This is a genomic window from Arthrobacter sp. UYP6 (genome assembly GCF_040547315.1).
GTDB lineage: Bacteria > Actinomycetota > Actinomycetes > Actinomycetales > Micrococcaceae > Arthrobacter_B.
On the sequence record NZ_JBEPPM010000003.1, the window covers coordinates 245,233 to 268,652 of the forward strand.

Below are 23,420 nucleotides of genomic sequence, written 5' to 3' on the forward strand. Positions count from 1 at the left end.
GGACCCGATGAGCACTCCTGCTCCGGATGCCAGGACCGCCGGTCAGCGCAAGTTTCCGGACTGGGTGATCATCGCCACGCTGGCGAGCGGGGGGATCGCCGTGTCGCTGGAGAAAACGGCGGTGGTTCCCCTGCTGCCGGAGTATCCGCGGATCTTCGGCGTTACCAGCGATGACGTCTCCTGGATGGTCACCGTCACCCTGCTGACGGCTGCCGTGGCCACACCGATCGTGTCCCGGCTGGCGGACATGTACGGGAAACGGCGGATGCTGCTGATCGCCATGTCCATGATGGCGGTGGGCGCCTTTACCGCCTCCATCGGCGGCACGTTTTTTTGGGCGTTAGCGGGACGCGCCGTCCAGGGCTTTTCCGGTGCGGTGATTCCGGTGGGAATCAGTATCCTGAGGGACGCGCTGCCGCAGCGCAAGATCGCCGGTGCCGTGGCCCTGATGAGCGCCAGCTTTGGAATCGGCAGCGCGTTGGGACTGCCCCTGTCCGGATTCATCTATGACCGGCTGGGATGGGAGGCAACCTTCTGGGTTGTCGGCGTCATCGCGGCCCTCCTCGTGGCCGCCGTCGTTGTTTTTGTCCCTGAGTCCAATGTGCGCACCCCCGGCCGTTTCGATTATTCCGGTGCCGTGGTGCTTTCCGCTGCCATGACCGCGCTGCTGCTGGCCATCAGCAAGGGCGGTGTTTGGGGGTGGACCAGCGATCCGATCCTGGGACTGTTCGCCGCCGCGGGGGTTCTGCTGGCGATCTGGTTTCCCCTGGAGCTGCGCAAGGGCGAGCCGCTGGTGGACCTGCGCACGTCCTCGCGCCGGCCCGTACTGCTCACCAACGCGGCCACCGTCCTGGTGGGATTTTCCATGTACGCCAACATGCTCATCACCACCCAGCAGCTGCAACTGTCCAAGGAAACCGGCTTCGGATTCGGTTTGAGCGTGCTGGTGGCGGGGCTGACCATGATCCCCTCGGGATTGGCCATGGTGGCGGCTGCGCCGCTGTCCGCCCGGGTGACGAACACCTTCGGTGCGAAAGTCACCATGGTGGCCGGCTGCGCGGTCATGGCACTGGGATACGGATCCCGGATGGTGCTGGTCCATACGGTGACAGGCATCATCGTTGGCGCCGTGATTGTCTCCATCGGGACCGCTGTAGCCATGTCAGCCATGCCAACGCTGATCATGAGCAACGTTCCCCTCACTGACACGGCCGCTGCCAACGGGGTAAACACCCTGCTGCGGTCCGTCGGCACCTCAACCTGCAGCGCTGCCGTCGCCACCATCCTGGCCTCCGTCACGATCCGCGTGGGCGGGGAGGTTTTTCCGGGCCTGGACGCGTTCCGGGCAATTTTTGCCCTTGCCGGATTGGCGGCACTGCTGGCCACCGGCGTCTCCTGTTTTATTCCCAAATCGGTGCGCCGGGAGTCCACCCACCCGGAGCTGCATGCCGGTCCGGGTGAGCTCCAGCCGCCGCCCGCTGATGCGAAGCACGAGATTATGGTCACAGGAACCATGCTCGCCGACGACGGCCATACCCCGGTTCCGGGCGGCATTGTGACAGCGTTGGACCGCCGCGGCGGTCCCGTTGACTGGGACCGGGCCGACGACGGCGGGCGCTACGCCGTTGTACTCCCGGGGGACGGGAACTACGTGCTGGTGGCCACCGCGCACCAGTGGCGGCCGGTGTCGGAGACCCTCGCGTTCCCGGGAGTGCCCCGCAGCCACGACATCCGGTTCAAGTCCCCGCTGAGCCTGACCGGCCAGGTCACCCACCAGGGGCGCCCGCTTGCCGGGGCGCAGGTCATCCTCATCCAGCCCGCGGGAGAAAACGCAGTGTCAGTGCTTTCGGACAGCCTCGGAAACTACGAACTTCCGCTCCCGCGTGCCGGAACCTACATCCTGACCTTAGTGGAGCCCGACGGCGTCACCACCCACACCCGCCGGGTCACCCTTCCGGCGCCAAACACCGTCATTGACGTGGAGCTCGGCAGCGACCCGCCCACCACCGGGCTGCGCATTTAGGAATCCCCGGATTTGCTGGAACCGGGTTTGCGTGGCCTGATACGGCATGGTGCGCGGAGACCAAGCACACGCGGCTGGAGTGGGTTCCTGATTGGTCCCTGATTGGATCAGAGCATAGTATCGTTCTGGCGTAAAACGGGTGCGGTCCCCTTTCGGATCGGCGGGGCCCCTTCTCCGGAGCTTCGGAGGCGCGTACTGCGCCGTCGTCCCATCGTTCCAAACGCATCCGTGACGCGGTTTCGATGTAGTGACGGACTCCTTTTTCCTTCAGTCTTTTAGTTAGGGTACGTGGTGGATTTCACCCTCATGGTGGCGCTGGTGATCGCGCTCGCATTATTCTTCGACTTCACCAACGGCTTTCACGACACAGCCAATGCAATGGCAACTCCTATTGCAACAGGTGCAATCAAGCCGAAGACCGCCGTAGCCCTGGCTGCGGTGCTGAACCTGGTGGGCGCCTTCCTGTCCACCGAGGTTGCCAAGACCATTTCCGGCGGCATCATCAAGGAGGGTGACGGCGGCATCCAGATCACCCCGGTGATGATCTTCGCGGGCCTGCTCGGCGCCGTGATCTGGAACCTGATTACCTGGCTGCTGGGACTTCCGTCCAGCTCCTCGCACGCACTCTTCGGCGGCCTGATCGGCGCCGCGATCGTTGGCGCCGGCTTCGGCTCCGTTGACTACTCGGTACTGATGTCCAAGGTGATCCTGCCGGCCTTCATAGCTCCGGCGATTGCACTGTCCGTGGCCTATCTGGCCACTAAACTGGCCTACTCCATCACCCGCCGGCATGACCCGGATTCCGGCGACAAGCTGCCCCGCAAGCGCGGCGGATTCCGCTACGCACAGATTTTTTCCTCCTCCCTGGTGGCCCTTGCCCACGGAACCAACGATGCGCAGAAGACCATGGGCGTCATCACGCTGGTGCTGATCTCCGGCAGTTTCCAGGAAGCCGGATCCGCCCCCGCCTTCTGGGTGGTTGCCTCCTGCGCGGTCGCCATTGCCGCCGGTACCTACGCCGGCGGCTGGCGCATCATCCGCACCATGGGTACCGGCCTGACGGATGTGAAGCCCGCCCAGGGCTTTGCCGCGGAAACCAGCACGGCCGCAGCCATCCTCGCGTCCTCCCACCTGGGCTTCGCACTGTCCACGACACAGGTGGCCTCCGGATCGGTTATCGGCTCCGGCCTGGGCCGCAAGGGTGCCGAGGTCCGTTGGGGAACGGCCCGCCGCATCGCCGGCGGCTGGCTGCTGACTCTTCCGGCCGCTGCCGTCATGGGCGCTGCCGCCGCGGCCGTCGCCAGCACCGGCATGATCGGTGTGACCATTGACGGCATCTTGGGGTTGGTAATTATTGTCTTCATCTTCCTCTGGTCCCGCCGCAACCGCGTGGGCCATGACAATGCCGTGAGCAACATTGACAACGCCGGCGGAGCAGTCCGCATCAAGAAGAGCAAATCCCGTTCCAAGAGCTCCGCAGCGGCTCGCACCAAGGTCAAGGAAACAACAAAATGAGCATTGACTGGCTCGCCTACCTCGTGGTGGCTCTGGTCACCCTGGTCTCCGCACTCGTCGTCGTGGGCCTGTATTCCACCGGTGTCCGGCTTTATGCCGTGGCCTCGGACCGCAACCCCGGCCCCGAAGCACGGGGCCGGCTTGCCCTCGTCAAGGCCGGCGCCTACGCCTGTTTTGCGGTCAGTGCTGTTGCCGTGATGTTTGGCATTTACCTGATTGTTCCCGCTCTGCACGGCTGAGAGCAGCTGCGTCCCACGGATGTGGGCCCGGTACGCCAAAGCCCGACGACGGCAGCCACCTCAGTGGTTGCCGTCGCCGGGCTTTTGCATTGTTGTCCCGCAGCGGGAGGCCTAAGAGGCGTCGGCGAACTCCGGGTAGTCCGTGTAACCGGCAGCGCCGTCGGTGTAGAACGTACTGGGATCCGGGGTGTTCAGCGGCAGGTTTTCCTGCCAGCGGCGCACCAGGTCCGGGTTGGCGATCGCGGGGCGGCCAACAACCACGCCGTCGCACAGCTTGTTCTCCAGCATGGCGATGGCTTCTTCACGCGTGGTGATCACGCCGAAGCCTGAGTTCAGGAGGACCGGGCCGCCGAAGCTGCTGCGCAGTTCCTGGACGAGGATGTCGGACGGGTCCTGGTGCAGGATGCTCAGGAACGCCGGCTTCAGCGGTGCGATCCCGTTCACCAGAGCCGTGTACGTGGCCAGCACTTCTGCCGGATTGGTTTCCAGGGCACCCTGGACATTGTGTTCCGGGGAGATCCGAATGCCGGTCCGGTCAGCGCCGATGGCCTCGGCCACGGCCCGGTAGACCTCGATCACAAACCGTGCCCTTTTCTCCGGCGAACCGCCGTAGCCGTCGGTCCGCTGGTTGGATGCGGCGGACAGGAACTCGTGCAGCAGGTAACCGTTGGCACTGTGCAGCTCTACGCCGTCGAACCCTGCCTTCGTGGCGGCCCGGGATCCGGCCACAAATTCATCAACAATGCCCGGCAGCTCAGCGGTAGTGAGCGCATGGGGAACAGGGAAGGGCTGCTTGCCCTCATAGGTACGGGTTACGCCGTCGATGGCGATGGCACTGGGCGCCACCACCTCGCGTCCGCCGTTGGTCCCGGAATGGGTCACCCGTCCCGCGTGCATGACCTGTGCCACGATTCGCCCGCCGGCGGCGTGGACCGCGTCGGTGACGTTCTTCCAGCCGGCGATCTGCTCGTCGGTGACCAGGCCCGGCTGGCCGGTAAAGCCCTGTCCGGCGAAGGACGGGTAGGTCCCTTCACTCACGATCAGGCCCAGGGAAGCACGCTGGCTGTAGTGCTCGGCCATCAGTGCGGTGGGTATGCCGTCGCGTCCGCTGCGCGTGCGGGTGAGCGGTGCCATGATCAGGCGGTTGGGCAGTTCCAGGCCGCCGAGGGTCAACGGTGAAAAGAGGTTCACAAAGAGTCTTCCTGTAGAGCGCGCCGCGGACCGGTTCCCGGGTCGGCGCTGGTGGTCTATCCATTTGGAGCAACCGGCCGGTGGGCCGGAGTATTCCGTGGGACCGGAGCACGCGGCCTGGGTTAGCATGGGCGGCATGGTCAGGACTGTCTACTATGTTGCTGCGTCACTGGACGGCTTTATTGCCGACGCACAGAACTCGGGGCAGTGGCTCCGGGACATCGCCCGCGCCCGGGGAACAGACGGGTCCGGCCCGGACGTCCTTAATGGTTTCGGTGCCGTGGCAATGGGAGCCGGCACTTACCGCACCTTTCTGGAGATGCCCGGTTCGTGGCCTTATGGACCCCTTCCCGCGTGGGTGTTTACGCACCACGAATTCCCGGGAATTTGGGAGGCGGACATTACCTTTGTCCGCGGTGACGTTGCTGAGTTTCATCCCGATATTGTGTTGGATGCCGGAGAACGGGACGTCCTGCTGGCCGGCGGAGGAAACCTTGCCGCCCAGTTCATGGCGTGCGGCCTGGTGGACGAGATGGTGCTTACCGTTGTTCCTGCTGTTCTGGGAAGCGGCCACCCGGTGCTGCCGGTCCGGAACATCACGGCCCCTGCTGCGCTGGTTGATGAACGGTCCCTCGGAAACGGAGCCGTGCAGCTTAGCTATGATTTCCGCCGCTGAGGGGCTGGAGATGTCAGGCAGTGAGGGCCACAGCGTCATTGCGGCGCCAGGAAGCAATGGACAGCCCAACCCCCAGCAGTCCGACCATGACCAGCACCAGAGCTGTCCCCGGTAGCCCGATGGTGGCCCCAAGGGTTCCGGCCACCGGGTAGGTCACCAGGAAACACGCGTGCGAGAGGGAAAACTGCGCCGCGAAAACTGCCGGTCTGGTGGAGGCATCGCTATTGCGCTGCAGCAGCCGGGACGACGGCGTGAGGATCATGGAGGCGGCTGCTCCCATGGCGAACCAAATCCCGAGGAGTCCATACCACTGCGCCTGACCGGATCCCCACTGCATCACGGCGGCTCCTGCTACCAGTGCCAGGGGCAGTGCGCCGGCGCCGCAGAGCATGACCCGGCGGTCAGGGAACCGGTCCAGCCAGCGGGGAATATTCAAGGCCACGATCATCGATCCGGCACCATAGGCCGCCAGCATCATCGCAACATCGACGTGGGAACGGGCAAGGTCTGCCTTGACCAGCACCACGGTATTAACAATGACCATGGCAGTGGTGCTGGCAATAACAAGGTTCAGGGCCATGAGGCTGCGCAGTTCCGGACGCTGCCGGAAGGCTCGGCCCCCGCGGGTGAGCCGATCCAGGAAACCCGAACTGGGCGGAGGGTCGATCGGCGGAAGCCGGGTAAGCCAGACAATGGCTGCGGAGGCGATGAACCCGGCCACGGTGCCTGCGAAGAGGCTGCGGTAGGTGATGACCGTCAGCAGCGCCGCGGCCAGCATTGGGCTGACCAGCGACTCCAGATCGTAGGCGAACCGTGAGAGTGACAGCGCACGGGTGTACTGGCGTTCATTGGGCAGGATCGAGGGAATGAGTGCCTGGAACGCCGGAGTGAAGGTTGCGGAAGCCGACTGCAGCAGAAAAATCAGCACGTAGATCTGCCATGCCTCGGCAACGAACGGCAGGCAGAGGGCCACACCGGCGCGCACTGCGTCCGAACCGATAAGCAGGGGTTTGCGCGGCACCCGGGCGGCGACAGCGCTGATGACCGGTGCCACGGCCACATAGGCAACCATCTTGATGGTCAGGGCCAGGCCCAGGACGAGGCCGGCGTCGCCTCCTGCGATCTCGAAGGCCAGCAGACCCAGCGCAATAGTGAGCAGGCCGGTACCCAGCAGGGCTAGGAGCTGGGCTCCGAAAAGCTTGCCGTAGACGGGATTGCGGAGCACGGTGAGCATCGGCCGGCCTACCGCTGAAACCGGTCCACAGCTACGGCGCTGCCTCATGGTGGTGCGGCAGCGTCAGCCCGTGGGCCACCGAATGTTCAGCCTGCTTGATGGCCTCAAGCACGAGGACGGATGCATGTTCATCCGACAGGCGGTACAGCACCCGCGTTCCGTCCTGGCGGGTGGTAACCATGCGGGCCATGCGCAGCCGGGCCAGATGCTGGGAAACTCCGGACGGGCTTTTCCCCACTGCTTCCGCGATGGCGTTGACGGGAAGTTCATCAACACCGCGCAGCGCAAGGATGATTCTGATCCGTGTTGAGTCCGATAGGATGCCAAACACTTCCGCGGCAAGGTCTACATACTCCGGGGAGACGTCACCGCCGGGCACGGGCCGAACTCTCTGCTTGTCCGCATCTATACGCATACTCTAACGGTACGCCGGGATGTCAACGGCTTGCGGGGACGGCAATCAGCGCGCGTCGCGGATCATGTTGGTGATGCGGGCAGTGCTCAGTCGGCGGCCCTGTTCATCGGTCATAATCACTTCGTGCGTCACCAGGGTGCCGCCCAAATGGATGGCCGTGGCGGTACCGGTAACGATCCCCGAGGCGATGGCACGGTGATGGGTGGCCCCTATTTCAATGCCGAGCGCCTGGCGGCCCGGCCCGGCGTGAACAGCAGCGCCAAAGGAGCCCAGTGTCTCAGCCAGCACCAAATGGGCGCCGCCGTGCAGGATTCCAGCCACCTGCTCATTGCCTTTCACGGGCATTGTGGCCACAAGCCGTTCCGCACTCAGTTCGGAAAAGCGGATGCCCATCTTCACTACGAGGGGGCCAACTCCGTTGGCGCTGAGCCAGCCGTGCATCTCCGGCGGGATTCCGGCCTCGTTCAATTCGTCGGTGAAGTCGTTGACTGGCTCGGAGGGGGCGCCGTTGCCCGGCGTGAAAATGTCGCTCATGCCAACTAGGCTTACATCTGTGAGTGAATCTACCAAACTGGCCGATATCCAATCAGAAACCCCTGCCGAAACCGTTCTTGACGGAACCGCGGAACCCGAAGCTGCAGCCGCACCGGAAGCGCTCGGAACCGTTTCAGCAGGCGGACACAGCCGTTTGCTGGTGATCGACGGGCATTCGATGGCTTTCCGGGCCTTCTACGCCCTCCCGGCGGAGAACTTTTCCACCGACACCGGACAGCACACCAACGCCGTCTACGGGTTCACCTCCATGCTGATCAACCTCATCAAGGAGGAAAAGCCCACCCACGTTGCTGTGGCCTTTGACCTTGATACCCCCACCTTCCGTTCCGAGGAGTATTCGGAGTACAAGGGCGGCCGCAACAAGACGCCCGAAGAGTTCCACGGCCAGGTGGACCTCATCATCAAGGTGATGGAAGCCATGCGCATCCCCACCATCTCCATGGACGGCTATGAAGCCGACGACATCCTGGCCACGCTGGCCGAAAAGGCATCCGCCCGGAACTGGGATGTCATGGTGGTCTCCGGAGACCGGGACGCGTTCCAGCTTGTGGATGACCGGGTGACTGTTTTCTATCCCAAAAAGGGTGTCTCCGACCTGCCGCGCATGGATGCTGCCGCGGTTGAGGCGAAGTATCTGGTGCCGCCGGACAAGTATTCGGATCTGGCTGCACTGGTGGGGGAGTCTGCTGACAATCTGCCCGGAGTGCCGGGCGTGGGCCCCAAGACAGCGGCCAAGTGGATTAAGCAGTACGGGGGCCTTGAGGGCATCCTCGAAAACGTTGACAGCATCAAGGGCAAGGTGGGGGATTCGCTCCGCGCCAACCTTGAGGACGTCAAGCGCAACCGCCGGCTGAACCGTCTGTTGCGGGACCTGGACCTGCCGGTGGACCTGGATGCAATGGCTGCCCGGCGCCCGGACCGGGAGGCCATTGAAGAGCTCTTTGATGCCCTGCAGTTCAACGCGCTGCGCAAGCGTCTGTTCGACGTCTACGGCGAAGAGGAAACTGCGTCCACCGGGCACGAACTCCTGCCCCCGGAGCACATCACCGTCACTGACGCTGCAACGCTGAAGTCCTGGCTCGCCGCCACAAATCAAGCCAAGACTGCAGTGCAGCTGGTGACGGAAGGTGCGGAGGCAGGGCGCGACGTCGTAGGGCTGGCTCTGGTGACGGCCTCGGCAGCGGCGTATGTTCCGCTGACCGAGATCGACGCCGACACCGAGCAGGTGCTCGCGGCCTGGCTGGCGGACCTGGATGTCCCGAAGGTGGTCCACGATTTCAAGGAGGCCTACAAGGCCCTGGCCGCCCGCGGCCTGCATCTTGCCGGAGAAGTGGATGACACCGCCATCTCCGGTTACCTGATCCAGCCAGACCGCCGCAGCTACGACCTGGCGGATCTGACCCAGCACCACCTGCGGATGTCCCTGACGCCGTCCGCGCCGGGAACCAACCAGCTCCAGCTGCAGCTGGAAGAGGAGGATGTTGCCTCTCCCGCCGTGATGCAGGCGTTCGCAGCGCTGCAGCTGAGCGAGCACTTCGCCGGGCAACTGATCGAGCGCGGCGCCAATCAGCTCCTGGGCGGGCTGGAACTGCCGCTCTCCGAGGTCCTGGCTGAAATGGAACTGGCAGGCATTGCTGTTTCCACCGAAAAGCTGGACCGGCTGCTGGATGACTTCAGCGCCACCATTGCGCAGGCCAGCAGTGAAGCGTTCAGCATCATCGGCAAGGAAATTAATCTCGGCTCGCCCAAGCAGCTGCAGGTAGTGCTCTTTGACGAACTGGGACTGCCCAAGACCAAGAAGATCAAGACCGGCTACTCAACCGACGCCGACGCGCTCTCGGACCTGATCATCAAAACCGGCGGACACCCGTTCCTGGCCAACCTGATGGCCTACCGGGATGCCACCAAACTGCGCCAAACCGTTGAAGGGCTGCGCAAGGCGGTGTCCGATGACGGCCGTGTGCACACCACGTATGTGCAGACGGCAGCGGCCACCGGGCGGCTGTCCTCCACCAACCCCAATCTGCAGAACATTCCCATCCGGTCCGAAGAGGGCCGGCGCATCCGGGAGGTGTTCACCGTGGGCGAGGGGTATGAAACCCTGCTCACCGCCGATTACTCCCAGGTGGAAATGCGGATCATGGCGCACCTGTCCGGTGACGAAGGACTGATTGCCGCCTTCCAGGCCGGCGAGGACCTGCACCGGTTTGTCGGCTCGCACATCTTCGGGGTTCCGCCGGAAGAAGTGACCAGTGCCATGCGCTCCAAGGTCAAGGCCATGTCCTACGGCCTGGTCTACGGCCTGAGCTCCTTCGGCCTCTCCAAGCAGCTCGCCATTCCGGTGGATGAAGCCCGCACCCTGATGCGCGACTACTTCAGCCGCTTCGGCGCGGTGCGCGACTATCTGCGCGGCGTCGTGGAGCAGGCCCGGAAGGACGGCTTCACCTCCACCATTGAAGGCCGCCGCCGCTACCTGCCGGACCTGTCCAGCGACAACCGTCAGCTGCGTGAAATGGCGGAACGCGCCGCCCTGAACGCCCCCATCCAGGGCTCCGCCGCGGACATCATCAAAAAGGCCATGCTGGGAGTTGACGTGGAGATTAAGACACAGGGCCTTAAGTCCCGGATGCTGCTGCAGGTCCATGATGAACTGGTGCTCGAAGTCGCCCCCGGGGAACGGGACGCCGTGGAGAAGCTGGTCCGGGAGCAGATGGGCTCGGCAGCCGATCTGTCGGTTCCGCTGGATGTCTCGGTGGGCGTCGGCGTCAGCTGGCACGAGGCCGGCCACTAACCAAGCGCACTCAGTGCGAACTTAACCGGGGGAACAATGAAGCAGGATGCGGCAGTGGGCAGCGGGTTGGGCAGCGGGTTGGGCAGCGGGTTGCGGACAGCTTCCTTTGCGCCGGGGAATGACGACGCGCGGACCGGCAACTGGTTGGAAGCGGTCGACTTGGGGTTCCATGAACAGCGGGGCGACGCCAAGCACCTCCCCGCCGTGGTGGACGCCTGTCAGCGGGACGGCCGCATCCTGACCGCCGTTTATGACGACACAGCCCCGGATTCCGCCTGGGACCCGGCCGTTCCGGTGGCTACCTACGCCACCATGGTCAATTCCCTGAATGTGGGCGGCGGGCGGCTGCTGCCGGCGCATCTGGTCACAGCCGTGACGGTGCGGCCGACGCACCGCCGCCGCGGAATCCTCCGGACCATGATCACCAGTGACCTGCAGCGGGCCAAGGAAGCCGGGCTCGCGTTGGCCGGGCTCACGGCCTCTGAAGCGACAATCTACGGCCGCTTCGGATTCGGAGCCGCCACCTCCACGGCGGAGATCAGGCTGGACACCCGCGGCGGCCTGGACTTCACCTCCGGCGCCACGGGAAGCATCGCCGTGGCTGACAGCGCGAAGCTGCAGTTCCTGGCCCCGGACATCTACCGTGCCCACCTGGGGCGGACGGATGGTGCCCTGGGGCGCCAGCACCGCTACTGGATGCGTGCTTCCGCCGCCTGGAGCGAAGATAGTTTCGATCCGGACAAGGCTTTGCGCGGTGTTCTTCATTACGACGCCGACGGCGTCCCCGACGGCTACGCCGCCTACAAGTCCCTGGGCTGGCGGACCGAGCCGCACACAGTAAAGGTCACCGACCTGGTGGCGGCAACCGACGACGCCTACCGTGAACTCTGGCGCTATCTCGGCTCCATGGACCTGGTGGACCGGCTGACCTTTGATGCGGCACCGGTCGCCGATCCGCTGCCCTGGATGCTGGCGGACCGCCGCCGCTACTCTGTCACGTCAGTGGATGATGTGCTGTGGCTGCGGGTCCTGGACACCAAAGCAGCCCTTGAAGCCCGGCACTACACAGGTGCGGGCTCCGTTGTCCTCACGGTCCGGGATCCGCTGGGGATGGCCGACGGCGTGTGGCAGCTGGACGTCGAGGGCGGCAGGGGCAGCGTCAGAGCGGTCGAGGGCGGTGCACCCCAGGATGGTGTGCAGGAAGCAGCCGCGGCCGCCGAGATCGACGTTGCAGCTCTGGGATCCCTCTATCTGGGCGGTGTCAGTGCCCCGACGCTGGCGGCAGCGGGCGGAATACGGGGCAGCCAGGCAGCGTTGGAAGTCCTTGATGCACTCTTTACCGCTGGTCCGGCGCCCTACTGCAGCACCCATTTCTAGCCCGGAACAGAACTACTTCCTTCAAACTGGTCCCGGTGCTTTGACCTGAGTTGCAGGCTGCGGCTAGACTGATCTGGCGCGTAATTGCGCAGTACGTTACCAATTCTGTCCATCTCCGGACAAACACGCACTGTCTTGCGGCAGGCCCTGATCGGCTGCTCTGAGTTCGGTGGGAGCGCATCCGGAATACAAAACAACTTCCACATCGGAGTCCCAACTACATGACCATCACCACCACCGAGAAGTCCAGTACCCCGCAGGTCGCTATCAACGACATCGGTACTGCCGAGGACTTCCTCGCCGCCATTGACGCAACGATCAAGTACTTCAACGATGGCGATCTCGTCGAAGGTACCGTCGTCAAGGTTGACCGCGACGAGGTCCTGCTCGACATCGGTTACAAGACCGAGGGTGTCATCCCTTCCCGTGAGCTGTCCATCAAGCACGATGTTGATCCCGGAGACGTTGTTTCCGTTGGCGATCAGGTCGAAGCTTTGGTCCTCACCAAGGAAGACAAAGAAGGCCGCCTGATTCTCTCCAAGAAGCGCGCACAGTACGAGCGCGCCTGGGGCGACATCGAGAAGGTCAAGGAAGAAGACGGCGTCGTTACCGGTACCGTCATCGAGGTTGTCAAGGGTGGCCTCATCCTGGACATCGGCCTGCGCGGCTTCCTGCCGGCCTCCCTCGTCGAGATGCGTCGTGTCCGCGACCTGGCTCCGTACATCGGCCAGCAGATCGAAGCCAAGATCATCGAACTGGACAAGAACCGCAACAACGTTGTTCTGTCCCGCCGTGCCTGGCTCGAGCAGACGCAGTCCGAGGTTCGCTCCACGTTCCTCAACAAGCTGGAAAAGGGCCAGGTTCGTCCGGGCGTTGTTTCCTCCATCGTCAACTTCGGTGCATTCGTGGACCTTGGCGGCGTAGACGGTCTCGTCCACGTTTCCGAGCTGTCCTGGAAGCACATCGACCACCCCTCCGAGGTCGTTGAAGTTGGCCAGGAAGTCACCGTTGAGGTTCTGGAAGTTGACCTCGACCGCGAGCGTGTCTCCCTGTCGCTGAAGGCTACGCAGGAAGATCCGTGGCAGACCTTCGCCCGCACCCACGCCCTGGGCCAGGTTGTGCCGGGTAAGGTCACCAAGCTGGTTCCGTTCGGTGCGTTCGTTCGCGTCGAAGACGGCATCGAAGGCCTGGTCCACATCTCCGAGCTGGCAGTCCGCCACGTAGAGCTGGCCGAGCAGGTTGTCTCCGTAGGGGATGAACTGTTCGTCAAGGTCATCGACATCGACCTCGAGCGTCGCCGGATCTCCCTGTCGCTGAAGCAGGCCAACGAGGGCGTAGACCCCGAAGGCACCGAGTTCGACCCGGCTCTGTACGGCATGGCCGCAGAGTACGACGAAGCCGGAAACTACAAGTACCCGGAGGGCTTCGACCCCGAGTCCAACGAATGGCTCGAAGGCTACGAGACCCAGCGTGCCGCTTGGGAGCAGCAGTACGCTGACGCCCAGGCCCGTTGGGAAGCCCACAAGAAGCAGGTTGCACAGCACGCTTCCGAGGACATCGCAGCTGCTTCGGACACGTCCGAATCCGGCACCACCAGCTACTCCTCCGAGCCGGCCGTTGCTGAGACGGGTGCCGGCACGCTGGCTTCCGACGAAGCTCTTGCCGCTCTGCGCGAGAAGCTCACGGGCAACTAATTTCCCGGTGTGCTAAACAAACCGGTTGAACTAACCGGTTGAACTAGCTCCAAAAAAGCGGGCCCCCACTTCGGTGGGGGCCCGCTTTGCCGTTAAACCTCCTGCGTCCCGGGCTGGGGGCTTAACGCAGAATACCTAGACCGTGTCGTTGGCGTAGTTCAGGCCCAGCTGGGCGCGGACGCCGTCTAGCAGTTCCATGGTCCGCAGCGTCTCGTCCAGCGGCATGGTGGGGCTCTCCGCCAGGCCCTGCTGAATGCAGCGGGTCACCTCGCGCAGTTGATAGATGTAGCCGGCGCCCGCGGGCTCGAAGGTTTCCACGCGCGCTCCGGCTGGCCCGTGCACGTGCAGTTCCGTGGGGTTGGGGATGTTGCCGCCGCCTGTTCGGAGCCAGCCGCCGCTGCAGGCGATGGTGGCGGTGCCCGGACCGGAGGCAGCGAGTGAGGACGTGAGCTGGGCGTGGCGGCCGTCGTCGTAACGGAGCGTCAGGGCATTCTGGATGTCCACGCCGTCGCCGTTGAGAATGCCGGAGGCGTTGATGCTGTCCGGATAGCCCAGGGCACCCAGGGCCCAGGTCAGGGTGTAGACGGAGAGGTCCAGCAGTGCTCCGCCGCCGGCTGCGGGGTCCCACATCCTGGAGGCGGGATCTTCCGGGGCGGTGAAGCCAAGGTCTGCCTGCATCCAGGAGGGGTTGCCCAGCTCGCCGGAGGCCAGGATGTCCCAGGCCCGGTTGGTGCTGGGCAGGAACCGGGTCCAGAGCGCTTCCATCAGGAACAGGTTCCGGTCCCGGGCCAGGTTGATCAGCTCGGCAGCTTCTGCCGCGTTCACAGTGAACGGCTTTTCGCACAATACGTGCTTGCCGTGTTCCAGGGCGCTCTTGGCCACGGCGTAGTGCTGGGCGTGCGGAGTGGCAATGTAGACAACGTCCACGGCCAGGTCGGCGAACATCGCCTCGTAGCCGGGGCCGTCGTCGTCGTCCGAGTAGGAGGCGGCAAAGCCGAACCGTTTGGCGAAGTCGGCGGCCTTGGCCGCGCTGCGGGAGGAGACCGCGTACAGGACGGCGTCCTCCAGGAGGGAAATGTCGGCGGTGACGGTACCGGCGATGCCGCCGGTGGCCACCACTGCCCAGTTCAGCGGCGCGCCGGTGCCAGCCAGGGGAGAGGGGGCGCCGTCCTCGGCGCAGGGAGGACGGACAATGCGGCGTGGGGCAGCGGCAGTGGACGAAGTGGTAAGGGACAAAGGATCAGCTCCTACGCGGATTCTCGGACAACTAGGGACGTGGGCAGGCGGTGAATGCGTTCGGCCGGCCGCCCTTCAATCAGTTCCACCAGCAGTTCGGCCATTTTCTCGCCGAGGGCTGCAATCGGGTGATGGATGGTGGTGAGGGCGGGGCTGAGGCTGGTGGCATAGTAGTCGTCATCAAAACCGACGACGGCGATGTCCCGGGGAATACGCAGGCCGCGTTCCTTGATGACGGAGTAGGCGCCGGCCGCCATCTGGTCATTAGCCACAAAGAGCCCGTCCAGCGGTTTTCCCCGGTCCAGGAGCCGGCGCATGGCCACGGCACCGGAGGTGACGGTGAAGTCGCCGGTCTCCACCAGTGCATCATCCAGGCCGGCCTTGCGCAGTGTTGCCCGCCAGCCCTCAAGGCGGTCCACTCCGGGAGGCATGTCCTGTGGACCGGCGATGGTGGCGATATGACGCCGTCCGTCCGCTACCAGCCGTGCAGTGGCGGCGGCCGCGCCCTCCTCGTTGTCCACTTCCACGAAGTAGCTGTTTTCCGCGTTCACCAGCGGGCGTCCGGCGAAGACCAGCGGCAGGGAACCGTCAAGGCGAGCCCAGGAATTGTCTCCCGAGTGGTGCGAGACCACCAAGACGCCGTCCACATTGCCGCCCAGGAGGTAGCGGCGTGTTTTCTCCGGGTTGGCTTCGGAGGAAGTGACCATATTCAGCATGTAGTCGGTGGTATTCAGGTACCGTGCCACGCCTTCCACCACCGTAGCGAAAAACGGGTCGGCGAAAACCTTGGAGGTTGATTCGGGAACAAGGAGCGTCACCGTATAGGTCCGCCGGCTGGCCAGGGTCCGCGCAGCTCGGTTGGGCACGTAGTTCAGGGTCCGGACGGCCTTCTCCACGGAGCTGACCAGCTGCGGGTCAACGGAGGGGGATCCGTTGACCACGCGGGACACCGTGGCACGGGAAACGCCGGCCAGGGCCGCCACCATTTCCAGGGTGGGGGCGGGCCTGGTCTGGCTGGAGTCAGTACTCACGTGAATTCTCCCCCTGCACCGTGGAGCCGAGATCGCGGCTGCCTTCCATGGTACGGGTACTCACACGAGGGGTGCCACGGGTGCCGCCGCACGGCTGGCAGCAATGTGCCGACTGTACGCCTGTCCGCTGTCCTTGATGGTGCGGCCCTGTGTTTGATAGTCCACCCGGACAATGCCGAAGCGCCGGCTGTAGCCCCAGGACCACTCGAAGTTGTCCAGCAGGGACCAGACAAAGTAGCCGCGGACGTCCGCGCCGGCCTCGATGGCACGGCCAACAGCATTGATGTGGTCCAGGATGTACTGCGTGCGCTCGGGGTCGGGCACGCTTCCGTCGGTGCTGACGGCGTCGTCGTAGGCTGCACCGTTTTCGGTGACATACAGGGGCGGCAGCATGGGATACTCCTCACCCAGGCGGACCAGCAGCTTGCGCAGCCCGTCCGGATTGACCTCCCAGTCCATGGCGGTGCGGGGGAGCCCGCGGCTCGGGAACGTGATGTGCTCGGCTCCGATCCACGGTGAGACCGCCGGGCGCCCTGATCCGCCCGAGTGGCCGTCGGCACCGGTGGTGTCCGGATGGCCGCTGATCAGGTCATCGTGGTAGTGGTTGACGCCCAGGAAGTCGATGGGCGCGCCGATGACGTCTAGGTCCCCGTCCTGAATGACATCGCCCAGGCCAAACTGTTCCAGATCCCGCAGCGTGTCCTGCGGATAGGTGCCGAGCAGGATGGGATCGAGGAAGATGCGGTTCTGCAGGGAGTCAAAGAGCCGGGCGGCTTCCAGATCAACGGGATCGGAGGGATCGCGGGGGATGGAGTTGCTCAGGTTCAGGGTGATGCCCAGCTGCTGCGCACCGCGGTCCCGCAGCTGCGTGACGGCAAGGCCGTGGGCCAGATGCTGGTGGTGGACAGCGGCAACCGCTGCCCGTGGTTCCTGCCGGCCGGGTGCGTGTACGCCGGAGGCGTAGCCCAGCAGCGAGGAGCAGAAGGGTTCGTTGAAGGTGGTCCAGTGCTGCACCCGGTCGCCCAGCGCCGAGTACACGTCATCGGCGTAGTCCACGAACAGGTGGGCGGTGTCCCGATTCGCCCAGCCTCCGGTTTCCTCCAGTGCCTGCGGCAGATCCCAGTGGTAGAGAGTCAACCAGGGCAGGATGCCGGCCTCGAGGAGCTCATCCACCAGGCGGGAGTAGAAGTCCAGACCCTTGGGGTTGGCGCTGCGGCCGTCGGGGCGGACCCGCGCCCAGCTGGTGGAGAACCGGTAGGAGTCCAGTCCCAGTTCCTTCATCAGGGCTACGTCTGCGGGCATGCGGTGGTAATGGTCCACTGCCGTCTCGGGAGTATCGCCGTTCAACGTGTTTCCCGGGGTCCGTGCAAAGGCATCCCAGATGGAGTCCTCCTTGCCGTCTTCCCAGGCGGCGCCTTCCACCTGGGCCGCAGCTGTGGCGGATCCCCAGATAAAGCCGTCCGGCCAGTTGTTCCGCTGGGGGTTCTTGTTGCTCATTAGCCCTTCACTGCTCCCTGCATAATTCCGGATATAAGTTGTTTGCCTGCCAGGACAAAGAGAACCAGCAGGGGAATGGTCGCCATCACGGCGCCGGTAAGTACCACCGAGTAGTCCACGTAGCGGTTGGACTGCAGCTGGCTGAGTGCCGTCTGGATGGTCGGGTTTCCGGCGTCCAGGACCAGCAGGGGCCAGAGGAAATCGGTCCAGGCCATCATGAACGTGAACAGGCTGAGAATGGCCATGGCCGGCTTGGCGGCGGGCAGCGCCACATGCCAGAACGTCTTGATCATGTTGGCGCCGTCCATACGTGCCGATTCGATGAGCTCGTCCGGAATGACGTCCACCAGGTACTGCCGCATGAAGAAGACGCCGAAGGCGGTGACCAGCGTCGGGATGATGACCGCACCGATCTCGCCGGTCCATCCAAAGGTCCGCATCACCATGAAGAGCGGGATGATGCCCAGCTGGGTGGGAATGGCCATGGTGGCTACCACCGCGACCATCAGTCCGTCGCGGCCGCGGAAGCGCAGCTTGGCGAAGGCATATCCGGCCAGGGTGGAAAACGTCACCACCGATACCGTGATGATGGTGGAGATCAGGATGCTGTTCCAGAGGGCTGTCCAGAACGGAATGGTGTCGAAGACTTCACCGACATTGGTCCAGAAGTTTCCGCCGGGAAGCAGCGGCGGCCACTGGAGTCCCAGTGCCGCGTTCGTTCGGCTGCCGACGACGGCGGACCACCACAGCGGGTAGGACGAGCCCAGGAAGAAGGCAAAGAGCAGTCCGTACGTCAGGTATCCCGGCCGCAGGCCGTTGCCGAAGATGCGCTGCCGAAGCGGGCGCCCTTTGCGGTTGGGGGCGGCGGCAGCCCGCTTCGGGGCGGCTTGCTCCAAGACGCTCATTTGAGTTTCCCTTCAGCCGTTGTCCGGCGCTTTTTCGGGCGTCCCTGTGCGGCGTCCGCTGACGCGATCCTCTTCGAGATGGTGAAGTTGACCAGCCCAATGATCACAATCAGGACAAGCAGCAGCAGGGCTATTGCGGAGGCTTTGCCGAAGTTCTGCCGTTGGAAGGCCATTTCCCACAGATAGAGGACTGTGGTTTGGAACTGGCGCTGGGCGCCCCCGGCGTTCGTCGGATCGAAGAGGCGCGGTTCGGAGAAGATCTGCAGCCCGCCGATGGTCGAGGTAATGATGACGAAGATCATCGTCGGGCGGATGCTCGGCAGCGTGATGCTGAAGAAGCGCCGAACGGCCCCGGCTCCGTCGATGGCTGCCGACTCATAAATGTCACGCGGAACGGCCTGCATGGCGGCGAGGAGAATCAGTGCGTTGTATCCGGTCCACCGCCAGTTGACCATGGTGGCGATCGCGATGTGACTGGGGATCGTGTCCGTCCGCCACATGACGGGATCGATGCCGAAATTGCCCAGCAGGTTGTTGATGAGGCCGTTCTGCTCATTGAACATGTTGGTGAAAATGAGGGCGACGGCCACGGGGGTGACGACGTACGGAAGCAGCACGCTCATGCGCCAGAACGTCTTGGCCCTCAGGTTCTGGTCCAGGACCGCCGCGATGACAAGGGCGCCGATGAGCTGGGGAATGGCGGAGAGCAGGAAGATGCTCATGGTGTTCATGAGCGAGTTCCAGAAGAACCGGTCTCCGAGCACGGCCGTGAAGTTTCCCAGGCCAACGAACTCGCCCTGTCCCTTGAGCAGGTGCCAGTCATACAGGGAGACGAAAAGTGTGTAAACCAGCGGAAAGAGGCCCACAAGGGCAAAGAGTATAAAGAAGGGGGAGATATAGAGATACGGGGAAGCCTTGACGTCCCAGGCACTGAGGCGGTGGCTGAACGGTGACTTCGCCTTGATGGGCAGAGCGGACGGTTCGGGGCGTTTAAGGGTAGCGGTCATAACGGGTCTCGCAGTCAATCTGGGGGGCCTCCGGAAGTGCCGGAGGCCCCGCGTCCGGCGATGTGCTAGTTGTTGACTACGAGCTCGTTCAGGAGCTTCACCGCTTCGTTCCAGGAGGCTTCGCCGTCGGCGTCGCCTGCATCGAGCAGGGCAAGCGCGGGGCTGAAGACCTTGTCCTGGATTACCGAGTCATCCGGTCCCTTGAACTGTGCGGTAACGCCTTCGGCCCGTGAGGCGAGAATCGAGCCGGTGGGTGCGTCGTTGAACAGCGCGTTGGGCTTGGCTTCGGCAGCCAGCTGCTCCTGCGCCTCGATGGTGCTGGGGAAGTTGTTTGCTGCGGCGGACTGCTTGACCTGCTGTTCCGGCGCGGTCAGCCATGCGGCCAGAGCGGCTGCTTCTTCCTTATGCTCCGAGGTCTCCGGAACCGAGAGGAACGCGCCGCCCCAGTTGGAGGCGCCGCCCGGGAAGACATCGGCGAAGTCCCAGCCGGCTTCCGCCCCTGCTCCTGCAGATTCAAGCTGGCCCTGGATGGTTCCCAGCATCCAGCCTGGGCAGACGAAGGTTGCAAAGGAACCGTCGGTGAAGGATTTGCCCGTTCCCCAGTCCCACTTGGTTTCGTTCGCTGAGAGGCCTGCTTCGGTACCGGAGGCGAGCTGCAGGAACTGCTCCTTCATGTCTGCGTTGTCTTCGATGTTCAGCTCACCGTCAGCTGTGTAGTAACCCTCATCCATCTGGTTCACCATGGAATTCCAGACAAAGCCGGACTGGTCGTACCAGGCTTTGCCGGTCTTTTCGTGGTACTGGTTGCCGACCTCAAAGTACTTCTCCCAGGTGGCGTCGTCTCCGCCGAACAGCTCAGCGACTTCCTCTCGCTCGCTGGGCAGCCCGGCGGCTTCGAAAAGCTTGCCGTTGTAGCACAGGCCCTGCGGGCCGATATCGGTTCCGTAGCCAATGACCCGGCCCTCGGGGTCGGTGCCCTGCTCGTATTTCCAGTCCACCCAGTTGTCTTTGATGTCTTCAGCGCCGTACTCGTTCAGGTCCACGAACTGGTCGGAGACTTCCATGATGGCGCCGAGCCAGCCCTCTTCAATGGCCACGACGTCGCTCAGGCCGGATCCGGCGGAAAGCTTGGTGAAGGCTTCGGTGCGGGCGTTCTCGCCGCGGTCGATGTTGTTGGGCTTGATTTTGATGCCGGGATTGGCGTCTTCGTATTCCTTGTACAAGTCGTCATAACCGAACGTGCCGAAGGTGGTCACGGATAGTTCGATGGGGTTGTCGGCGCTGGCCGCTTCACTGTCTCCGCCGCCGCATCCTACGGCGAGCAGGGCCACTGCTGCGGCCCCTGCAATCGCCGCTGCGGGATATCTGAAATTCTTCACGGTCACTCCTTTGTGTGTGGATAGAGCATTAAGATCCCGGGGCAGTGGACCGTGCCGAGTGATGCTGGGCAGGCGTGATCGACGGAAGCGGGAAGGGTGAAGGGGAACTACTGCACTAGAGGCGTACTCCCCTTGGAAGCTGACGCGAATCAGGTTCCGGTAATGAGAGAGCGCTCTCTTGACTTCCCCCTCAGAGTAGGAGTGATGTGAGTCACTGTCAAGAGAGCGCTCTCTCGGTTGGGGGCATCTGGTCACGCACGGTTCACCATGTTTGCCTCCGGGGTGATCCGTGACTTCGACACCTGTGTTCACCAGGGCGCGCATGATCTGGTGGCGGACCGGGTTGGTTTCGCGCCCACGCCGCGCCCTGACAACGGAGCGGCCAACTCATCCGAGGAAGAACGAGCCTTCTGAGAGGCCGGCGACTGCCGCATGTGCCGGGACTGCGGTGATACCCAGTGCCACGGGGGAGAGGTGCCTAGTCGAGATCGATGGCCCGGGGGTGTAAGTGCAGCCGGTACCCCATGCCGCGCAGTGTTTCGATCCGGGAGTTCCCGAGCTTTCGGCGCAGATAGCGCACGTAGACCTCGATGACGTTGGAACCGGGGTCAAAGTCCAGGCCCCACACCCGGCTGAGCAGTTGTTCGCGGGTCAGGACCTGGTCAACATGGCGGAAGAATACCTCGGCGAGGGCGAACTCGCGGGCGGTGAGCTCCACCTCCGCCACCTCGCCGTCGATCAGGATCCTGCGGGTGCGCAGGTTCAGGCTCATGTCACCGGCGCGCAGCACCGTCGATGCCGGGTTGTGCCCCGGCCCTCTCAGCCTGAGCCGGACACGGGCGAGGAGCTCGTCGAAGCCGAAGGGCTTGGAAAGGTAGTCATCGGCGCCGCTCTCCAGGCCGGTGACGGTGTCGGCAACGCTGTCACGGGCGGTCAGAACGACCACCGGCACATCGATCTTCTCGGCGCGCAGCAGCCGCAGCACGGTCAGGCCGTCTGTGATCGGCAGCCCGAGGTCGAGCACCATCAGGTCGAACGCACCGGTACGAGCGTACTGGTATGCCGACTCTCCGTCACCCACCACGGTGACGACGAACCCATTGCTGCTCAGGCCGCTTTCCACGAACGAGGCGATGCGGGGCTCGTCCTCGGCGACCAGGATACGGTTCATGGGTGCACCTCGGACAGGCGGGTATCCGCCGTGTTGTGGGGTGCGTTCTCGGCTCGTACGAGGGGTAGGTCGAGGGTGAATGTCGAGCCCTGGCCCGGGGCGCTGTCCAACAGCACCTGCCCATCGTGGGCGTGTGCGATCGAGGCAACGATGGCCAATCCCAGGCCTGTCCCGTCACCCCGGCGGCCGTGATCGCCGCGGGTGAACCGATCAAAAATACGTGGAACGTCCTCGGGGGCGATGCCGGTGCCGGTGTCAGTAACACTAAGCAAAAGCCGGTCAGTGGCAACCCGCACACCCATGGAGATCCGATCCCCCGGCCGGGTATGGCGTACGGCGTTGGCCGCCAACTGCATCAGCGCTTGGGTGAGGCGTTGCCCGTCGGCGAGCACCATGTGTTCGGTGACCCTGGACACCGACCATTGCCGGTCGCCGAGGGCACTGGCCTTCGTGAGGACCCCCATCACCAAGTCGGTAACGTCGACCTGATGCAGGTCCAGGAAATCGGGGCGTTCGGCCTTCGCCAACAGCATCAGGTCATCGACCAAACGGTTCATCCGCTGCAGCTCGTCCAGCACGAGGGCGAGGGTTCGCGAGCGTTCTGCGGGGTCCTCACTGATCAGCTCGAGGTGACCACGGATCACGGTGATCGGCGTGCGCAGTTCGTGACTGGCGTCGTCCAGGAAGCGCCGTTGGCCGGTGAACGCGATCTGCAGGCGGTCCAGCATCTGGTTGAAGGTATGGGCGAGGGCGGCGACGTCGTCGTTGCCGATCACTGTGATCCGCTGGTCGAGATCGGAGTCCCGAACGGTCTCGGCGGTCTGTCGCAGCATGCGGATGGGGGCCAGGACCCGGCCGGCGATCACCCAGCTTGCCAGACCCGCCAGAGCCAGTGCCGCTAAGCTGACAACAACCAACACCTGGACCGTGGAGTTCACCCGCTCCGTGGCCGGGGCGGTAAACTCGGCCACCACCAGGGCGCCGCGGTCTGGATCGCCCTCGACCAGTACCGGGAAGACCGCATACCTGACCGGCCCGGCGGCGCTGGTCACCGTTCCGGACTCCGGCCGGCTTAGATCGGCGGTGCGTCCCACGAACGTCGGGTCGGTGTCGAGCCGCACCGGCGGTTCGGCGCGGGCACGGTGTGCGGGCTGGCCATTGACGAGGCTAAACAGTGTCTCGTCGGCGTTGGGCACAACCTCCGCGAGGTAATCGGCGAGCAGCGCACCGACGTCTCGGTACGATTCCCCGGTGACAGGGTCTACCGCCCGCTCGGCGAAGTCGCGGAACTTATCGCCCTCGTGGATCAACTCCCGGTTAAATTCCGCCTCAGCCCGCTCAGTCAGCACGCGAGCGGCAATGACGAACTCCGTTGCCAGCGCCAGCGTCACCAGCAGCATCATCCAGCCGATGATGCGGGTGCGGGCGCTCAGGCCCGTGGCACTGGGCGGAGTATGCGCAGGCATGTCAGTTCAGCTGTCGGT

20 protein-coding genes are annotated in these 23,420 nt (G+C 64.2%); 8 read left to right on the plus strand and 12 right to left on the minus strand.

What is annotated here, in order from left to right; genetic code table 11:
- Positions 1–7 precede the first annotated feature (7 nt).
- The 3 genes from ABIB35_RS04175 to ABIB35_RS04185 all read left to right on the plus strand — a co-directional run bounded on the left by ABIB35_RS04175 (position 8) and on the right by ABIB35_RS04185 (position 3,777).
- Complete coding sequence (locus ABIB35_RS04175) at positions 8–2,023, plus strand: MFS transporter (RefSeq protein WP_354179160.1); 2,016 nt, start codon at positions 8–10, stop codon at positions 2,021–2,023.
- Positions 2,024–2,314: 291 nt separating this feature from the next.
- Positions 2,315–3,538 (plus strand): inorganic phosphate transporter, encoded by a 1,224-nt coding sequence (locus ABIB35_RS04180; protein WP_354179223.1) that lies wholly within the window; start codon positions 2,315–2,317, stop codon positions 3,536–3,538.
- Positions 3,535–3,777, plus strand: coding sequence for a hypothetical protein (locus tag ABIB35_RS04185; RefSeq protein ID WP_354179161.1), 243 nt, complete (start codon positions 3,535–3,537; stop codon positions 3,775–3,777). Before ABIB35_RS04180 ends, ABIB35_RS04185 begins: the two co-directional genes overlap by 4 nt.
- Before the next feature lie 111 nt (positions 3,778–3,888).
- On the opposite strand, the gene ABIB35_RS04190 is transcribed toward ABIB35_RS04185, so the two are convergent.
- Positions 3,889–4,911: an alkene reductase gene (locus ABIB35_RS04190; RefSeq protein ID WP_502915726.1), complete on the minus strand. Its 1,023-nt coding sequence runs from the start codon at positions 4,909–4,911 to the stop codon at positions 3,889–3,891.
- Between the two features lie 193 nt (positions 4,912–5,104).
- On the opposite strand from ABIB35_RS04190, the gene ABIB35_RS04195 reads away from it, so the two are divergent.
- A complete protein-coding gene (locus ABIB35_RS04195) occupies positions 5,105–5,644 on the plus strand; it encodes a dihydrofolate reductase family protein (protein ID WP_354179164.1) in 540 nt (179 codons plus the stop codon).
- A 13-nt stretch (positions 5,645–5,657) separates the two neighbouring features.
- Here the strand turns inward: ABIB35_RS04195 and ABIB35_RS04200 are convergent, their stop codons facing one another.
- Genes ABIB35_RS04200 through ABIB35_RS04210 form a run of 3 tightly spaced genes read right to left on the minus strand, consistent with a single transcriptional unit; the run spans position 5,658 to position 7,827 of the window.
- Positions 5,658–6,878 (minus strand): MFS transporter, encoded by a 1,221-nt coding sequence (locus ABIB35_RS04200; protein WP_354179166.1) that lies wholly within the window; start codon positions 6,876–6,878, stop codon positions 5,658–5,660.
- 31 nt (positions 6,879–6,909) lie between these two features.
- Positions 6,910–7,293: an ArsR/SmtB family transcription factor gene (locus tag ABIB35_RS04205; RefSeq protein WP_354179168.1), complete on the minus strand. Its 384-nt coding sequence runs from the start codon at positions 7,291–7,293 to the stop codon at positions 6,910–6,912.
- A gap of 45 nt (positions 7,294–7,338) precedes the next feature.
- Entirely contained in the window at positions 7,339–7,827 is a 489-nt protein-coding gene (locus tag ABIB35_RS04210; RefSeq protein ID WP_354179169.1) for a hotdog fold thioesterase, read from the minus strand.
- Positions 7,828–8,005: 178 nt separating this feature from the next.
- Between ABIB35_RS04210 and polA the strand changes: the two genes are divergently transcribed.
- The 3 genes from polA (at position 8,006) to rpsA (ending at position 13,710) form a co-directional block, all read left to right on the plus strand.
- Positions 8,006–10,639, plus strand: a complete 2,634-nt coding sequence (gene polA, locus ABIB35_RS04215; RefSeq protein WP_354179225.1) for a DNA polymerase I — start codon at positions 8,006–8,008, stop codon at positions 10,637–10,639.
- Positions 10,640–10,675: 36 nt separating this feature from the next.
- Positions 10,676–12,016 (plus strand): GNAT family N-acetyltransferase, encoded by a 1,341-nt coding sequence (locus tag ABIB35_RS04220; protein ID WP_354179171.1) that lies wholly within the window; start codon positions 10,676–10,678, stop codon positions 12,014–12,016.
- Between the two features lie 221 nt (positions 12,017–12,237).
- On the plus strand, positions 12,238–13,710 hold the full coding sequence (gene rpsA / locus ABIB35_RS04225) for a 30S ribosomal protein S1 (protein WP_354179173.1): 1,473 nt from the start codon (positions 12,238–12,240) through the stop codon (positions 13,708–13,710).
- 135 nt (positions 13,711–13,845) lie between these two features.
- On the opposite strand, the gene ABIB35_RS04230 is transcribed toward rpsA, so the two are convergent.
- The 6 genes from ABIB35_RS04230 to ABIB35_RS04255 form a co-directional block, all read right to left on the minus strand.
- Entirely contained in the window at positions 13,846–14,946 is a 1,101-nt protein-coding gene (locus ABIB35_RS04230; protein ID WP_502915724.1) for a Gfo/Idh/MocA family protein, read from the minus strand.
- 11 nt (positions 14,947–14,957) lie between these two features.
- Complete coding sequence (locus ABIB35_RS04235) at positions 14,958–15,932, minus strand: LacI family DNA-binding transcriptional regulator (RefSeq protein ID WP_502915727.1); 975 nt, start codon at positions 15,930–15,932, stop codon at positions 14,958–14,960.
- 105 nt (positions 15,933–16,037) lie between these two features.
- Positions 16,038–17,474, minus strand: a complete 1,437-nt coding sequence (locus ABIB35_RS04240) for a GH1 family beta-glucosidase (protein ID WP_354179177.1) — start codon at positions 17,472–17,474, stop codon at positions 16,038–16,040.
- The gene (locus ABIB35_RS04245) at positions 17,474–18,379 is read right to left on the minus strand and encodes a carbohydrate ABC transporter permease (RefSeq protein ID WP_354179178.1); all 906 of its coding nucleotides are present in this window, start codon (positions 18,377–18,379) and stop codon (positions 17,474–17,476) included. Before ABIB35_RS04245 ends, ABIB35_RS04240 begins: the two co-directional genes overlap by 1 nt.
- The gene (locus ABIB35_RS04250) at positions 18,376–19,386 is read right to left on the minus strand and encodes a carbohydrate ABC transporter permease (protein WP_354179180.1); all 1,011 of its coding nucleotides are present in this window, start codon (positions 19,384–19,386) and stop codon (positions 18,376–18,378) included. The genes ABIB35_RS04245 and ABIB35_RS04250 overlap by 4 nt, the downstream gene beginning before the upstream one ends.
- A 65-nt stretch (positions 19,387–19,451) precedes the next feature.
- A complete protein-coding gene (locus ABIB35_RS04255; protein WP_354179182.1) occupies positions 19,452–20,765 on the minus strand; it encodes an ABC transporter substrate-binding protein in 1,314 nt (437 codons plus the stop codon).
- 267 nt (positions 20,766–21,032) lie between these two features.
- Here ABIB35_RS04255 and ABIB35_RS04260 point away from each other — a divergent pair, with 267 nt between their 5' ends.
- Positions 21,033–21,179, plus strand: coding sequence for a hypothetical protein (locus ABIB35_RS04260; RefSeq protein WP_354179184.1), 147 nt, complete (start codon positions 21,033–21,035; stop codon positions 21,177–21,179).
- A 64-nt stretch (positions 21,180–21,243) separates the two neighbouring features.
- Here ABIB35_RS04260 and ABIB35_RS04265 read toward each other — a convergent pair whose 3' ends face one another.
- On the minus strand, positions 21,244–21,936 hold the full coding sequence (locus ABIB35_RS04265) for a response regulator transcription factor (protein ID WP_354179186.1): 693 nt from the start codon (positions 21,934–21,936) through the stop codon (positions 21,244–21,246).
- On the minus strand, positions 21,933–23,402 hold the full coding sequence (locus tag ABIB35_RS04270) for a sensor histidine kinase (protein ID WP_354179188.1): 1,470 nt from the start codon (positions 23,400–23,402) through the stop codon (positions 21,933–21,935). Before ABIB35_RS04270 ends, ABIB35_RS04265 begins: the two co-directional genes overlap by 4 nt.
- Between the last annotated feature and the right edge of the window lie 18 nt (positions 23,403–23,420).